General features: G+C 67.1%; 10 protein-coding genes. All 10 read left to right on the forward strand.

Going from position 1 to position 15948, the window contains the following annotated elements:
- Positions 1-75: 75 nt before the first annotated feature.
- The 10 genes from BLR24_RS22190 to BLR24_RS22235 are packed head-to-tail and all read left to right on the forward strand — an operon-like array spanning position 76 to position 15944.
- Positions 76-2112: a caspase family protein gene (locus tag BLR24_RS22190; protein ID WP_093020872.1), complete on the forward strand. Its 2037-nt coding sequence runs from the start codon at positions 76-78 to the stop codon at positions 2110-2112.
- Between the two features lie 25 nt (positions 2113-2137).
- The gene (locus tag BLR24_RS22195) at positions 2138-2695 is read left to right on the forward strand and encodes a type VI secretion system tube protein Hcp (protein WP_093020874.1); all 558 of its coding nucleotides are present in this window, start codon (positions 2138-2140) and stop codon (positions 2693-2695) included.
- Positions 2696-2717: 22 nt separating this feature from the next.
- Positions 2718-3560: a type VI secretion system accessory protein TagJ gene (locus BLR24_RS22200; protein ID WP_093020876.1), complete on the forward strand. Its 843-nt coding sequence runs from the start codon at positions 2718-2720 to the stop codon at positions 3558-3560.
- A complete protein-coding gene (gene tssE, locus BLR24_RS22205; RefSeq protein ID WP_093020878.1) occupies positions 3553-4065 on the forward strand; it encodes a type VI secretion system baseplate subunit TssE in 513 nt (170 codons plus the stop codon). Before BLR24_RS22200 ends, tssE begins: the two co-directional genes overlap by 8 nt.
- 27 nt (positions 4066-4092) lie before the next feature.
- Positions 4093-5985 carry a type VI secretion system baseplate subunit TssF gene (gene tssF / locus BLR24_RS22210; protein ID WP_093020880.1) on the forward strand — a complete coding sequence of 631 codons (1893 nt, stop codon included), beginning with the start codon at positions 4093-4095 and terminating at the stop codon, positions 5983-5985.
- A complete protein-coding gene (tssG, locus tag BLR24_RS22215; RefSeq protein WP_254787509.1) occupies positions 5961-7034 on the forward strand; it encodes a type VI secretion system baseplate subunit TssG in 1074 nt (357 codons plus the stop codon). The genes tssF and tssG overlap by 25 nt, the downstream gene beginning before the upstream one ends.
- Before the next feature lie 40 nt (positions 7035-7074).
- Positions 7075-9801: a type VI secretion system ATPase TssH gene (gene tssH / locus BLR24_RS22220; RefSeq protein WP_093020884.1), complete on the forward strand. Its 2727-nt coding sequence runs from the start codon at positions 7075-7077 to the stop codon at positions 9799-9801.
- Positions 9802-9824: 23 nt separating this feature from the next.
- The gene (locus BLR24_RS22225) at positions 9825-12197 is read left to right on the forward strand and encodes a type VI secretion system Vgr family protein (RefSeq protein WP_093020886.1); all 2373 of its coding nucleotides are present in this window, start codon (positions 9825-9827) and stop codon (positions 12195-12197) included.
- A 19-nt stretch (positions 12198-12216) separates the two neighbouring features.
- Complete coding sequence (locus BLR24_RS22230; RefSeq protein ID WP_093020888.1) at positions 12217-14856, forward strand: DUF2169 family type VI secretion system accessory protein; 2640 nt, start codon at positions 12217-12219, stop codon at positions 14854-14856.
- Between the two features lie 20 nt (positions 14857-14876).
- On the forward strand, positions 14877-15944 hold the full coding sequence (locus BLR24_RS22235; protein WP_093020890.1) for a pentapeptide repeat-containing protein: 1068 nt from the start codon (positions 14877-14879) through the stop codon (positions 15942-15944).
- Positions 15945-15948 lie beyond the last annotated feature (4 nt).

Below are 15948 nucleotides of genomic sequence, written 5' to 3' on the forward strand. Positions count from 1 at the left end.
GTGGGGGCAAGCGGCGTATCCATCGGGCGCTCTGCCTGCCCCCATCCCAGCCTTCCCCCGGGAGGGGAAGGAGCCATGCGATCGCTTTGCTTGCGGCTGCTGTTGTCCGTGGCTCTGCTGCTCGTCGGCAACAACGTCTTCGCCGCCCAGCGCGCCTTGCTCGTCGGCGTTTCCGAGCTCGTCAATCAACCGCAGTCGCTCTGGCTGCAAGCGCCTCGCAACGACGTGATGCTGATGCGCGATGCCTTGCTGAAGCAAGGCTTCACGGCGCCCGACATCACGGTGCTGGCCGATGGCGTCAGCGGCGCGGCGCTGCCCGAATCCCGCGCCATCCACGAGGCGCTCGGCCGCTTGCTCGCGCAATCGAAAAGCGGCGACTTCGTGCTGCTGTATTTCTCCGGCCATGGCGCACGCTGGCGCGACGGCACCAAGCGCTACCAGGAGCCCGACGGCCTGGCCGAGAACTTCCTGGCGCGCGACGTGCGCGGCGCGGTGGGCGTGGACACCGCGCTGGCCGGCGGTGTGCGCGACGTGGACTTCGACGCCTGGGTGCAGGCCTTTCTCGCGCGCAACGTGTTCGTGTGGTCGGTGTTCGACACCTGCGCCGCCACCTCGATGACACGCAGCGCCAATGCCGGCGGGGCAATCGCCACGGCCGAAGGCCCGGCCGACGACGAAGTGCGCTGGCGCGGCCTGCGCGCCGCGCAGCTGCGCGGCGCCGCACCCACGGCGGCGGGCGAGGCGTCCGCGCCATCCGCGCCGCCTGCTTCGGAGAGGGTGGCGCGGGCACGCTATGTGGCGTTCTTCGCATCGGAGAGCCACCAGATCACGCCCGAGCTTCGCCTGCCGCGCAGGAGCCGCGGTGCGCAGCCGCAGGGTCTGCTCACCTGGGCCGTGGTCGGGGCGCTCGAGCGCAGGCCCGCCACCTGGCGCGAGCTTTTCGACGGCGTGCTCTCCTTCTATCCGCCGGTCATCGACGAGCTCGCGCAGCGCTTCCCCACGCGCGAACTGCCTTCGCCGGTGGCCGAAGGCAATCTCGATGCGCAGCTGTTCGCCAACAGCGCCGTGGCCGCCTCGACGCGGCCGGTGTGGCGCGCGCAGCGCAGCGGCGACACCCTCACGCTGCAAGCCGGCCTCATCGACGGACTGCAGCCGCAGCAGGAAGTGCGGCTTGCGGCCACGATGGAAGACGGCACCGTTCGCAGCGCGCAGGCACGGCTGCTCCAGGCCGAGATCGATTCCGCCCGCGTGGCTGTGCCTGCAGCGCTGCGCGCTCTCTCGGGAGCCGCTTCGTGGAGCGCCGCGCCGCTGGCGCCGCCGCCCTCGCTCGCACTGCGGGTGCGCAGCGACAAGGGCTTGTTGCCGCCGCGCATGAACCTGGACTATCCGGCTTCGGTCGTTTCGGTCGGCACTGCCCCAGCGGCCGGCGAGGCCCCGGCCGACGTGCGCTGGACCGACCTCGGCGCGGCAGGCCATCGCATCGAAGTGCTTTCGCCCGCACTCAGGAGCGGCTCGGAGGCGACGACCCAGGTATTGCCCGACGCGGCGGCACTGCGCCGCCGGCTCGAGGCGCTGGCCCGCCTGAAGTGGTGGACCCAGCTCTCGGCACTCGGCAATGGCAGCAGTGCACAGGTCGACGGGCTCGAAGCCGTTCTCGAAATCTGGAGCGGCGATCGCCTGGTGCGCAGCGAGCCGGTGCAGCGGGCCGGCGCATCGCTGCTGCCGCTTCGCGGCGGCGAGCGTGCGGCGCTCAGCGTGCGCAATGCCAGTGGCCATTCGATCGACATGGTGGTGGTGGGCGTGGACGCACAAGGCAGCCTGCGCGCCGTCTACCCCGACGACCCGGGCGAGACCAACCGCTTCGAACGCGGCACGCAGGGTGCGCCCGCCGCCAAGCGCTTCGAGCTGCCCTGGTTCGAAGCAGCTGGCAGCCGCTTGCTGGTGCTGGCGTCCACCGCCAGCCCCTACAGCAGCCCGCGCCTCTTCGGGGCAGGGCCAGTGGATGTGGGCGCGCCCGAGGTGCGGGTGCGCGGCCAGCTGTCCCAGGAGAAGGCCCGGCAGACCTTTGCCGCCATGGTGCATTGGGCGGGCGATGCGCCGCCCGCCAAGTAACTGTTTTTGTTCTCAGGAGATCGACATGAGCTGGACCTACGATGGAAGACTGGACCCCGACGAGGCCCTGCGCCTGCTCGACTACCTGTCGGGCGAATCGGGCAACGACTTCTCGATGATGATCGAGAGCAAGGGCTCGCCGATCGAAGGCGAGTCGGCGCGCACCTATGAAGACGGCAAGCAGCGCATGGAAATCGGCGGCTACTCGTACAAGTCCGACGTGGTCATTCCGCCGGGTTCGACCAAGGGCAAGCTGCGCAGCTATTCGTTCATCGTCATCCGCGACTGCGATGCCGCCACGGCCTCCATCGCCAGCCTGCTGAAGAACCAGGAAAGCGACCTCAAGGTGACGGTGTCGGTCTTCAAGGCTGGCGGCGACAGCTCCAAGGAGCTGCAATCGCACCTGGAGTTCGTGCTCGAAGGCGCACGGGTCGACTGCCACGCCATCGTCACGGGCGGCACGCCCAAGCGGCCGTGCGACATCATCTTCTTCCACTACACCAAGCTGGAAATCCGCTCGGCGCCGCAGCAGAAGACCGGTGCGCGCGGCGCGGTGCGCACCTGCACCTTCAGCGGCAACTGAGCCGGCCGAAACGGAGAACACCATGAGCACCTCTGCCGAACTCATCAAGTCCGCCGACCCCGTCGCTGCCCTCAAGGCATTGAGCGACGAGGTTCGCGCCAAGCCTTCCGACAGCAAGCAGCGCGTCTTCATGGCGCAATTGCTCTGCGTGCTGGGCCAGTGGGAGCGTGCGCTCAACCAGCTCACCGTGGCGGCAGAGCTCGACGCGCTTGCCGTGCCCATGAAGCAGGTCTACGGCGAGGCCGTGCGATGCGAGGGCCTGCGTGCCGAAGTGTTCGCGGGCACGCGCACGCCCATGATCTTCGGCCAGCCGGACGAATGGCTGGCCCTTCTCATCGAATCGCTGTTGCGGCAGGGCCGCGGCGAACTCGAGCTGGCCGAAGACCTGCGCCAGCGCGCCTTCGATGCCGCGCCCGCCATCGGCGGCACCGTCGACGGCGTGCCCTTCGAATGGCTGGCCGACGCCGACATGCGCCTGGGTCCCGTGCTCGAAGCCTTCGTCAACGGCAAGTATTACTGGATTCCCTACGCGCGCCTCGCGCACATCAAGATCGAAGCGCCCGAAGACCTGCGTGACTGCGTCTGGATGCCCGCGCACCTGCTGCTCGAAAACGGCGGCGAGACGCTGGCGCTCATTCCCACCCGCTACGAAGGCACCGAAAAGAGCCAGGACGGCGAGCTGCTCCTCGCACGCAAGACCGAGTGGCGCGAGCTGCGGTCGGAGGTGTGGGCAGGCTTGGGCCAGCGCGTGCTCGGCAGCGATGCAGGCGAATACGCGCTGATGGACGTGCGCGAGATTCTCTTCAACCCAGCGGTGCAGGTGGAGGAGGAGGGCGCGTCGGAACAAGGCGGCCAACGTGGTTGACCTCACCGCCCAGGAGCGCCTTCAGCCCTCGCTGCTCGACCGGTTGGTGGACCATGCGCCCGACGAAAAGCGCGAGAGCGACGACAAGCGCACGCTGACCAAGCAGGCGCTGCGCCAGGCCGTGCTGCGCGACCTGAGCTGGCTGTTCAATGCCACCGGCTACGGCCTTGCAATGGACGACAGGCAGTACCCGAATGCTGCGCGCTCGGTCATCAATTACGGATTGCCTATGCTGTCTGGCCAGTTCACCTCGTCGGTGCAGCGTGTCAGCATGGAACAGGCTTTGAAGAACGCAATCCTGCAGTTCGAGCCACGAATCCTGCCCCGCACCCTCGAAGTCGAACTCGTCATGGAAGGCTCAGCATTGGACTCCCACAACAGCATTGGCCTGCAGATCCGCGGCATGCTGTGGGCGCAGCCCGTGCCGCTCGAATTCCTGATGCGAAGCCGCGTCGACCTCGAAGAAGGACGCATCGAGATCGTGGACATGGCACAGCGGTCATGAGCCCGCGGCTTTTCCTGGAGTGATGCCGTGGACCCCCGGTTGCTGAACCTCTACGAGCAGGAGCTGCGCTACTTTCGCGAGAGCTCCTCGGAGTTCGCGCGCGCGTTTCCCAAGATCGCGCACCGCCTGGGCATCGAGGGCCAGGAGGTCGCCGATCCGTATGTGGAGCGGCTGATCGAGGCCACGGCCTTTCTTTCGGCACGCGTCAATCTCAAGCTCGATGCCGAATACCCGCGCTTCACGGGCCACCTGCTCGACATCGTCTATCCCAACTTCCTGGCGCCCACGCCGGCCATGGCTGTGGCGTCTTTCGCGCATGACCCCGATGACGCCAACCTGGCCACCGGGCCCACGCTGCCGCGCGGCAGCGGGCTGCGCGCACGGCAGGCGGTGGGGCAGAACACGCATTGCGAGTTCCGCACCGCGGGCGCGCTGCGGCTCTGGCCGATCGAGGTGCAGCGCGCGCAGTACTTCACCTATGCGCCGGACCTGCCGCTCAGCACGCATCCGCAGTCACGTGCGATTCGCGGCGGACTGCGCATCGGCTTGCACGCTACCGCAGGCCTCAAGTTCAACCAGATAGCCATTGACGACCTGGTGCTGCACCTGGGCGGCGCCGAAGACGTGGCGTGGCAGTTGCACGAATGTGCGCTGGGGCAGCCCATCGGCGTGATGGTGCGGCCGTTGTCGCCCACCGGCGCGCTGCAGGGCGCGGCGCAGAGCCTGCCGGCGAGCGCCATCGGCGCCGTGGGCTTCGAGGACGACGAGGCGCTGCTGCCTGTCACCGCCACCGGCTTCTCGGGCTTCCGGCTGCTGCAGGAGTACTTCGCGTTTCCGCAGCGCTTCCAGTTCATTCGCATCTCGGGCCTGCAGGCGTTGCTGTCCACCATGGCGGTGTCCGACGTCGAGCTGGTGCTGCTGTTCTCGCGCGGCGATGCGGCGCTCGAAAAGCTGGTGGGCGCGGACAACGTGCAGCTGCACTGCGTGCCCATCGTCAACCTGTTCAACAAGCGGCTCGACCGCGTGCCGCTGACCGAAGGCGTGAGCCAGTTCCACCTGGTGCCTGACCGCACGCGGCCGCAAGACTTCGAGGTGCACACGGTGACCGAGGTGGTCGGCCACGGCGCGCCCGGTGCCGATGCCGCCGCGGCGGAGCAGCTCTTCCGGCCTTTCTATTCGGCCTTTCACGGCACGCGGCACAGCCACCCGGCCTACTTCACGACCACGCGCGAGCCGCGCATGCTCTCGGTGCGGCAGCGCACCGAAGGCCATCGCAGCAGCCACATCGGCTCCGAGGTCTACATGCAGATCGTCGATCCGCAGCAAGCGCCTTATTCGGCCGCGCTGAGGCAGCTGGCTGTGTCCGCGCTGTGCACCAACCGCGACCTGCCGCTCCTGATGCCGCTCGGCCGCGAGAACGACTTCGACTGCATCGATTCGTTTCCGGCGCAGCGCGTGCGCATGGTGCGCGGGCCGTCGCGCCCGGTGTCGCCGGTGGTGAGCCAGGGTCTCGGATGGCGCGTGCTCGATCACCTGGCGCTCAACTACCTATCCATCTCCGACAGCACGCCGGAGCAGGGCGCCGCCGCGCTGCGCGAAACGCTGATGCTCTACGCCGTGCATGCCGACGAGATGCGCCAGGGCCAGGTGCGCGGCCTCTTGTCGGTGAAGAGCAAGCCGGTTGCGCGCCGACTGCCGCTCAAGGGACCGATCGCGTTCGGGCGCGGGCTCGAAGTGACGGTCGAGGTCGACAAGGATGCCTTTCACGGCCACAGCGTCTTCCTGTTCGGCGCGGTGCTGTCGCGCTATCTCGCGCGCCATGTGGAAGTCAACCACTTCGTCGAGACCGTGCTGCGCGTGGCGGGCAAAGGCGAGAACATGCGATGGAGGCCGCTGTGCGGGACACGCCAGATTCTGTAGCCGGCCGCGTCGACAGCGCGCTGCGCGCCTGGTCGGCGGAGCCGTGGTCCTTCGACTACTTCGCGGTGATGCGGCGGCTCGAATCGGTGGCCGGCACCACGCCGCGCTGGGGTCGCGCATTGCTGCCGAGCGCCGAGCCGGTGCGCGTGGGGCAGGAGCCCTCGCTGTCGTTCGCGCCGGCCAGCTTCAGCCGCTTCGAGCCTGCGACAGCTAATTCACCGCCGCGCCTGCGGCAGCATTTCTTCAGCTACGTGGGCCCCAATGGCCCGCTGCCGGTCCACCTGAGCGACTTCATCCGCGAGCGCAGCCTGAATCATGGTGATCCGACGTGGCTGGCTTTTCTCGACAGCTTCCTGCATCGCTTCTCGCTGCATTTCTACCGTGCCTGGGCCCAGTCGCGGCCGGCGGTGGCGCTCGACCGTCCGGGCGAAGACCGCTTTCGGCTGCAGGTGGGTGCGCTCGTGGGCATGGGCATGCCCGGGCGCACGGGACGCGACGAGATCCATGACGATGCGCGGCTGCATTTCTCGGGCTGGCTGGCGCGTCGCGTGCACAACGCGGAGAGTGTCGAGTCGGTTCTGTGCAGCTACTTCGGCGTGCCGGTGAAGCTGGAGCGATGGGTGGGGCACTGGATGGCGCTGCCCGCCGGAGAAATGACGCGCCTCGGCCAGGGCGAGGCGTCGCGCTCCATGGGCATGGGCGCCATGCTCGGCACGCGCGCATGGGACCGGCAGCATCGTGTGCGGCTGCATGTGGGTCCGCTCTCGATCGACCAGTACCGCATGTTTCTTCCCACCGGCGATGCGCAGCCCGTGCTGCAGCGCTGGATGCAGCAGCTGCTCGGCGACGAGCTCGAGTGGGACGCGCAGCTTGCGCTGCAAGGCGCCCAGGTGCCGCCCACGCGCCTCGGGCAAACCAAGGGCAACGCGCCGCGTCTTGGATGGATCGCGTGGCTCGGGCAGCGCCCGCGCTCGCGCGATGCAGCGGATGTCCGCATCGGCAGCCAGCCGGCCACGCCGAGAGATAGACGGCCGGCCGCATTTCAATAAACCCAGCTTCCATTCGTCTTGAAGAGATACGGAGTCCTCCATGAGTGAAATCAGCCGCACCGCCCTTTTTGGCAAGCTCAACTCGCTGGCCTACAAGGCCATCGAAGGCGCCACCGTGTTCTGCAAGATGCGCGGTAATCCGTACGTGGAGCTGGAGCACTGGTTCGCCCAGCTGCTGCAGGCGCAGGACTCCGACCTGCATCGCGTGATCCAGCACTACGGCCTGGACGTGTCGGTCATCGCCAAGGACATCACGGCCGCGCTCGACCGCCTGCCGCGCGGCGCCACCGCCATCAGCGATTTTTCTCCGCACATCGAGAACGCCATCGAGCGCGCATGGACCTACGCCACGCTGCAGTTCGGCGAGGCGCAGGTGCGCACCGGCTACATCCTGGTCGGCATGCTGAAGACGCAGAGCCTGCGCAACCCGCTCTTCGGCTTGTCGAAGCAGTTCGAGAAGGTGAAGGTCGAGGACCTGGCCGACAACTTCGTGAAGATTTGCGATCCTTCGCCCGAATCCCAGATGCGCGCGCAGGACGGCACCGGCATGGGCAGCGGTGCACCGGGCGAAGACTCCGGCGCCATGGCGCCTGCCGCCATGGGCAAGGGCGATGCCCTCAAGAAATTTGCTGTCGACCTGACCGAGAAGGCGAAAAAGGGAGAGATGGATCCGGTGACCGGGCGGGACGAGGAAATCCGCCAGATCGTCGACATCCTGATGCGGCGCCGCCAGAACAACCCGCTCTTGACGGGCGAGGCGGGCGTTGGCAAGACCGCGGTGGTGGAAGGCTTCGCGCAGCGCCTCGCGCGCGGCGACGTGCCGCCGCAGCTGAAAGACGTGAAGCTGCTCACGCTCGACATCGGCCTGTTGCAGGCGGGCGCAAGCATGAAGGGCGAGTTCGAACAGCGCCTGCGCCAGGTGATCGACGAAGTGCAGAGTTCGCCGACGCCCATCATTCTTTTCATCGACGAGATCCACACGCTGGTCGGCGCCGGCGGCGCGGCCGGCACCGGCGATGCGGCCAACTTGCTGAAGCCCGCGCTGGCGCGCGGCAACCTGCGCACCATCGGCGCGACCACCTGGGCCGAATACAAGAAGTACATCGAGAAGGACCCGGCGCTCACGCGGCGCTTCCAGGTCGTGCAGGTGCCCGAACCCGACGAGGTGAAGGCCATCCTCATGCTGCGCGGCGTGGCCAGCGTGCTCGAGAAGCACCACCGCGTGCAGCTGCTCGACGAGGCCATCGAGGCGGCCGTGAAGCTGTCGCACCGCTACATTCCCGCGCGCCAGCTGCCCGACAAGGCCGTGAGCCTGCTCGACACCGCATGCGCCCGCGTGGCCGTGTCGCAGCATGCCACGCCGCCCGAGGTGGAAGACTGCATGCGGCGTATCGAAGGCCTCACGGTCGAGCAGGAGATCATCGGCCGCGAAGAGGCGATCGGCATCGACGTGACCAAACGCGCTGCGCAGGTCACGGCGCTGCTGGCCGAATCGAAGGTGCAGCTCGATGCGCTCAATGCGCGCTGGCAGGAAGAGAAAGGGCTGGTCGACAGGCTGCTCGAGCTGCGCAGCAAATTGCGTGCGGGAAGCAAGCCGGTGGATACCGCCTCCGCCGAGGGCAATGCGAAGGCCGACGTGCCCCCACCCCAACCCTCCAGCGGGGGAGGGAGCGAAGACCGCGCCGCGCTGCTTGAAGAACTGCATGTGCTGCAGGCGAAGATCCATGCTGTGCAGGGCGAGTCGCCGCTCATCCTGCCTTCGGTCGACGAGCAGGCCGTGGCCTCGGTCGTTGCGGATTGGACTGGCATTCCCGTCGGCCGCATGGTGAAGAACGAAGTCGAGGCGGTGCTCAAGCTGGCGGACACGCTCAACCAGCGCGTCATCGGCCAGAAGCACGGCCTCGAAATGATTGCGCGCCGCATCCAGACCTCGCGCGCGCGGCTCGACAACCCGCAAAAGCCCATCGGCGTGTTCATGCTCTGCGGCACCTCGGGCGTCGGCAAGACCGAGACCGCGCTGGCACTGGCCGAGGCGCTCTACGGCGGGGAGCAGAACATCATCACCATCAACATGAGCGAGTTCCAGGAGGCGCACACCGTCTCCACGCTCAAGGGCGCGCCGCCCGGCTACGTGGGTTACGGCGAGGGCGGCATCCTGACCGAGGCGGTGCGCCGCCGGCCCTACAGCGTGGTGCTGCTCGACGAGGTGGAAAAAGCCCACCCCGACGTGCACGAGATCTTCTTCCAGGTGTTCGACAAGGGCTGGATGGAAGACGGCGAGGGCCGCATGATCGACTTCAAGAACACGATCATCCTGCTCACCACCAATGCCGGCAGCGAGCTGGTGATGAGCATGTGCCGCGATCCCGAGCTGCTGCCCGATTCCAACGCGCTGGCCGATGCATTGAAGGCGCCGCTGATGAAGGTGTTCCCGCCCGCATTGCTGGGCCGCATCGTCACCATTCCCTATTACCCGCTGTCGCCCGAGATGATGAAGAAGATCGTGCGGCTGCAGCTGGGCCGCATCAAGAAGCGCGTCGAGACCAACCATGGCGTGCCCTTCGAGTACAGCGAGGCGGTGGTCGAGCAGGTGGTGGCGCGCTGCCAGGACCCGGAGTCGGGTGGCCGCGTGATCGACGCGATCCTGACCAACACCGTGCTGCCGACGATCTCTGTCGAGTACCTGCAGCGCCTGGCTTCCGGCGGCGAGATCCGCCGCGTGGCGCTCGACGTGAAAGACGCCGACTTCACCTACGCCTTCGATTGAAGCTTCAACAAGAGACCCCCGAAATGGCCGACCACGAGTTCCGCATCGAGAGCGATTCACCTGCCAACAAGGAGCTGATGTTCTGGCGCATCGTGGGCCACGAGGCGCTCGCGCGTCCTTCCGCCTACGAGCTCACCGTGCTCTCGAAGAACCGGGCGCTCGACGCCAAGGACATCCTTGGCCGGGCCTTCGACGTGGTCATCGAATTTCAGGACAAGGATGGCGGCAAGCACGAGCGGCATTGCCAAGGCCACGCGGTGCGTTTTGTGCGCGCGGGGCACGTGGGCCGGCATTTTGAGTACCGCATCACGCTGCGCTCTTGGTTCTGGCTGCTCACCAAGCGCAGCAACTCCCGCATCCTGCAGGACAAGAAGGTGCTCGAGGTGCTCGACGCGGTGTTCGAAGACAGCCCGATCAAGCGCTTCAAGAAGACCAAGTCCGACAACGTCATCGGCACCCACAACCCGCGGCGCTACTGCGTGCAGCACCAGGAAAGCGATTACCAGTTCATCTCCCGACTGCTCGAAGACGAAGGCATCTACTATTGGTTCGACGCGCACGATGCACCCGGCACCATGCACCTGTCGGACGCGAGCGACATGGCGCACGAGAAGTTGTCCGTGGCCGACACCCTGCGCCATGCGGGCAGCGATGCGAGCGAGGCGCGCTACAACGAGATCTCACGCTGGGTGAGCGCGCGCCATTTCCACACCGGCAAACACGATTCCCGCGACAGCGACTTCAAGGCCATCAAGAAAAAGCTGAGCGCGGTGATCGACGTTCCCGGCGGCCACGAACTGGCCGGCCTCGAAATGTTCGAGTTTCCCGGCGGCTACTTCACCGGCGACGACGCCGAGAACCGCGCCAAGCTGCGCGGCGACGAACTCAACGCGCGCCGTGACCGCCACTGGGCCCTGACCAACTGGCCCGACGTGGCCGCGGGCCGCAGCTTCAAGTTCGAGGGCGACCCGGATGGCGCGCGCGATGGCGACTACATCATCGCGGCCTGCACCTTCATGGCCAGCCATCCCGGCTACGAGAGCGTGGCGGCCAGCGCCGTCGAGCAGCCGATCTACACCGCGCTGTCCGAGGTGCTGCGCGACGACGCGGTGAATGCCGACACCCTGCAAGTGCTCGAAGAGCTGATCGCCGGCACGCCCACGCTGCACACCGCGCAGCCGGGCACCAGCGCCTTCCTGCTGACCGTGATTCCCGTGGACCGCCCGTACCGCGCGCCTCGTCTCACGCCGCGCGTGACCATGCCCGGCCCGCAGATCGCGATCGTGGTGGGTCCCGAGGGCGAGGAGATCCATGCCGATAAGTTCGGGCGTGTGAAGGTGCGTTTTCAATGGGACCGCTACAACGACGGAGACGAGAACTCGACCTGTTGGGTGCGCGTTTCGCAGCCCTGGGCCGGCAAGGGATGGGGCGGCTATTTCATTCCGCGCATCGGGCAGGAGGTGATCGTCGATTTTCTCAACGGCGACCCCGACCGTCCGCTGATCGTGGGCCGGGTCTACAACGATGACCAGCCCATTCCCTTCGACTCGCACACGCAGAGCGGCTTTCGCACCCGCTCCACGCCCAAGGGCGGGGTGGCCAATTTCAACGAGTTCCGCTTCGACGACAAGAAGGGCTCCGAGCAGGTCTTCCTGCATGCGGAAAAAAACCAGGACATCGAGGTCGAGAACGACGAAACGCATTGGGTCGGTCATGACCGCAAGAAGACGATCGACAACGACGAAAACAGTCACATCAAGAACAACCGGACGGAGAAGGTCGATGTCGACGAGAAGATCACCATCGGCAGCAACCGGACGGAGGATGTCGGCTCCAACGAGCAGATCACCATCGGCGCGAACCGCACCGAGACCGTGGGCGCCAACGAGAGCGTGACCATAGGCGCCAACCGCGAGCTGACCGTCGGCGGCAACGAAACCACCACCATCGGCGGCAACCGGAGCGACACCGTGGGCGGCGGCGTGACGCAGAACGTGGGTGCCGCGGTGACGCAGAGCATTGGTGCCGGGCTCACGCAGAACATCGGCGCGGCATGGTCTGTCAATGCCGGCGGCCCCGTCACCATCACCGCACCGGCGGGCTTTACGCTGGTGGCGCCAGGCGGCACCAACATTGTCGACTTCCAGCTGTGCCAGGTGGGCGGAACGATCAAGGAGGGCTATGCCAGCAAGCTCGACTTCAACGTGCTCGCCATGGAAGCCAACGCCGCGAAGATCGAAGCCACGGGCTCGTCGAATGCGCTGATCGGTTTCAAGTTCGAGCGCGTGGGTGCCGACGTTCTTTCCAAGGGAATGAGCGTTGCGCAAATGGACGCGATGGCCGCGCTTTCGTGCGCGACCAACATCGAGATGGACGCGCTCAAGCTCATTCTGTAGCCGCCGCGCATTGCCCGCCATGAAGGTTTTCAAGCCCACCACTGCCTCGCTGATCGCGCGCAACTTCGAGTTCCGCGGGAAGAAGTGGTTTGGCGTGTCGGTGCTGATGTTCATCGAACTTGGCGGCGGGCGGCCGCTGCGCCAGGAGATGGACCTGTGGAAGTTCTGGGCCACGCGCCCGGAATCCAAGGGCATCCTGGAAGAGGGCTGCGTGCGCGGACGCTCGGAGTACCTGGTGTCCGGGTCGGCCTACCCGCTCGATGCCGGAGACGGCACCGGTTGCGCGGTCGAGGCCCAGGTGGGCGGCTTGCGCAAGGCGCTGCTGGTGCGGGGGCATCGCTACTGGGACGGGCCGCGCGCCTCGCCTCCGCAGGCCTTCGCCGCCATGCCGCTGGACTGGGCCCATGCGTACGGCGGCGCGGAGTTTGCCGAGAACCCCCTGGGCCTGGGCGCCTCGCCCGTCGACACGCCGGCCGGGCGCGTGCACTGGCTACCGAACATCGAGGACCCGCGGGCGCCGCTAGCGGCACCCACCGACCGCGCAGCGCCCGTGGGCTTCGGGCCGATCGATCAGATGTGGCCGCAACGCGCGGCGCGGCGCGGCACCTACGACGACGCCTGGCTTAAACAGGACTTTCCGGGCATTGCCAGCGATACCGACTGGGGCTTCTTCAACATCGCGTCGGCCGACCAGCAGCAGGTGGCGCCCTTCGTCGGCGACGAGCCTTATTCGTTTCGCAACATGCATCCTGCCACGGCCAAGCTCGAAGGCCGCTTGCCCGCCCTGAAGGCCCGCGCCTTCGTCACGCACCGGATCGACGGTGAGGACAAGTTCAAGGAGCTGCGGCTGCAGCTGCGAACTGCCTGGTTCTTTCCGGATGCCGAGCGCGCCATCCTGATCTCGCAAGGCATGCACGAGGTGGTCGAGGACGACGGAGCCGACATCGTGCATCTGATGGCTGCGGTGGAACGCCTGGACCAGCCGCGCCCGGCGCTTCACTACCTGGCCGTGCGAGAAAAGCGCCTGGACCGCAAGAACGGCGTGCTGGAATCGCTGCGCGAGGAAGACCTGATGCCGGCGGACCTGGTGGTGCCGCTTTTCGATCCGGCGGCTTTTTCCAATCGCGCGCTGGACCGGTCGATGCAGCGTGCCGAGGCCGATCGCGCGCAGGCCCGCGCCGACGTCGTCGCGCTTGGGCTCGATGCAGACGAACACGGACCGCCGGTCAAGGGACCGCCCGCGCCGGAGGTGCGCACCATCGACGACCTGATCCGTCTGCAGGCCGAGATGGCGGCCGAAGGCGAGAAGGCACCCGCCCGGATGGCGGCGGAGAAGGCCGCCACGGTCGAGGAGATGCGAGGCATCTTTGCGCGCGAGAAGATCGACTTCGCACCGATCGAACGAGAAATGGCAGGCCTTGAAACGCGCGGCCCGCCCAAGCCTTTCGCCGAGGACCTCAAGCGCGAGTTCACTCGGCAGATCGCGCATGGCAAGGCCCATGGCTGCGACGTCTCGGAGTTCGAGGACATGCTCGGCGACAGCAAGCGCATGGCGCAATGGGCCGACGGCGACGCGCAGCAACTGGCGGGCTATCGCATGGCAGCGCATCTGCAGCCGGCGGTCGACCCGTTGCCGAATGACGCCGCCGAGGCCTTGCGGGTGCGCGTGCGGGCCCACCATGCCAAGGGCCTGTCGTTCGCGGGCTGGGACCTGAGTGGTGCCAACCTGGCCGGGCTCGACCTGAAGGGCGCGCAACTGGGCGAGGCGCTGCTGGAGCACGCCAACCTCACGGGCACCGAACTTGGCGGCGCCGACCTGCACGACGCCGTGCTGGCGCATGCCACGCTGCAATCGACGCAACTGGACGGCGCCGACCTGCAGCGCGCCAACCTGGGCGGTGCGCGCCTCTCGAAGGTGAACTTCGCGGGCGCCGACCTCAGAGGCGCTACCTTCGACGACGCGTGCCTGAGCGACGTCGACATGCGCGGCGCACGGCTCGACGGCATCCGGCTCGGCCAGGCGCAGCTGGGCAGTGTCGATTGCTCGGGCGCGATGTGTGATTCGCTGCTGGTGTTCTTCAAGCGCGACCTGCGTGGCTGCAGGTTCACGAGCGCGCACTTCCGGCAATGCACCTTTGTCGAATGCGATCTTTCGGGTGTGGATGTCAGCGAGGCGGTGTTCGAGAAGTGCGGCTTCGTCGGCATCGTGGCGCCCGGCGCGAGCTTCAAGGGCCTGCAGATCGCCTCGGGCTGCTTTGCGCAGGGCTGCGTGCTGACGGGCGCGGACTTCGGCGCGGCCCAGCTGCCCAACATGAACTTCCGCGGGGCTGAACTCTCAGGCGCGAAGTTCGGCAACGCGCTGCTGACCGGCAGCGACTTCAGCGAATGCAAGCTGCAACGCGCCGACTTTCGCGGCGCACAGCTGCGCGAAGCGCGTTTCGTGCGGGCCGACATGCGGCACGCCAACCTGGGAGCGGCCAACCTGTGGGGTGCCGTGCTGCAGCACGCGACGCTGGAAGAAACCGACTTTCGCCGCGCCAACCTGTTTCGTGCCGACCTGGCCCGCGTGAAGGTCGGCTTCAATGTCCGCTTCGACGAGGCGCTGACCACGCGCATGCGCACCTACCCGCGCCATCGCCCGGCGACGGCCGCGACCTGAAGCGAACGAGCGACCGGCCCATGGACAAAACCGAACTCCTGCGTCGCGCCCAACGGGCCGAGCCCGTGATCGGACAGGATCTTTCGGGTCTGGACCTGGATGATGCCGACCTGTCAGGCACGCTGTTCGACGGCTGCCGCTTCGAGGGAACGACGATGCACCGCGCCGACCTCACGCAGAGCCAGTTCCGGCAATGCAGCTTCTCGAAGGTGCGAGCGCAAGATTGCATCCTTGCCGACACCGCCTTCGTCGAGTCGGGCTTCGAGCACGTGGTGATGACGGGGGCTGCCGCGCGGAATGCGACCTTCGCGCAATGCAAGATCGACGGCCTTGCCCTGGGGGCAGCCCAGCTGGATTTCACGGTGTTCACCGGGTGCGCATTGAACCGGCTGCTCATGAAGGATGCCCTGCTGGTCAAGGTGATCTTCACCGACTGCCAGATGGGCGACGTCGATTTTTCGGGCGCGAAGCTCGAACGCACGGTGCTGCTCGAATGCGACCTGCGCAAGGCCAGGTTCGGAGGTGCCGCGTTCGACACCGTGGTATTCATCAAGGCGAACCTGGCGGGAAAGTCCTTCGCCGGGCAGCGCCTGGTGAACGTGCAGTTCATGAACGCGGACCTGACGGGCTGTGATTTTTCGCAGGCTCGCATCGCGCAGGCGAACTTCCAAGGCGCGAAACTGACCGGGGCCAACTTCGACGGGGCGCAGGCGCCGAACGCCATCTTCATGGAGGCCGACATCTCGGCCGCGCGGTTCCACCAGGCGGTGCTGACGCAGGCGCTCTTTGTCGGGGCGAAGGCGCAGGGCGCGCAGTTCGTCGCGGCCGACCTGTACCAGACCAACTGGGCCGGAGCGCTGCTGGCCGGGGCGCGGCTGACCGACTGTGAACTGACCTATGCGGATTTCTCGCACGCCGACCTGAGCGGGGCCGACCTGCGGGGCGCCACGATGTTCCGCGCCAACCTGCATGCCGTCATCGACGCGGATGCGCAGTTTTCCGACCGTGCGCGTGCGCTCGAAAGCGAGCCGGAACTCGTGGCCGCCGAAGGCTGGCGGGCGCAGCCGGTCGCTGCTTCTTCTTCCTGACTGA

Origin of the sequence: Variovorax sp. OV700 (assembly GCF_900099805.1) — a bacterium.
Lineage (GTDB): Bacteria > Pseudomonadota > Gammaproteobacteria > Burkholderiales > Burkholderiaceae_C > Variovorax.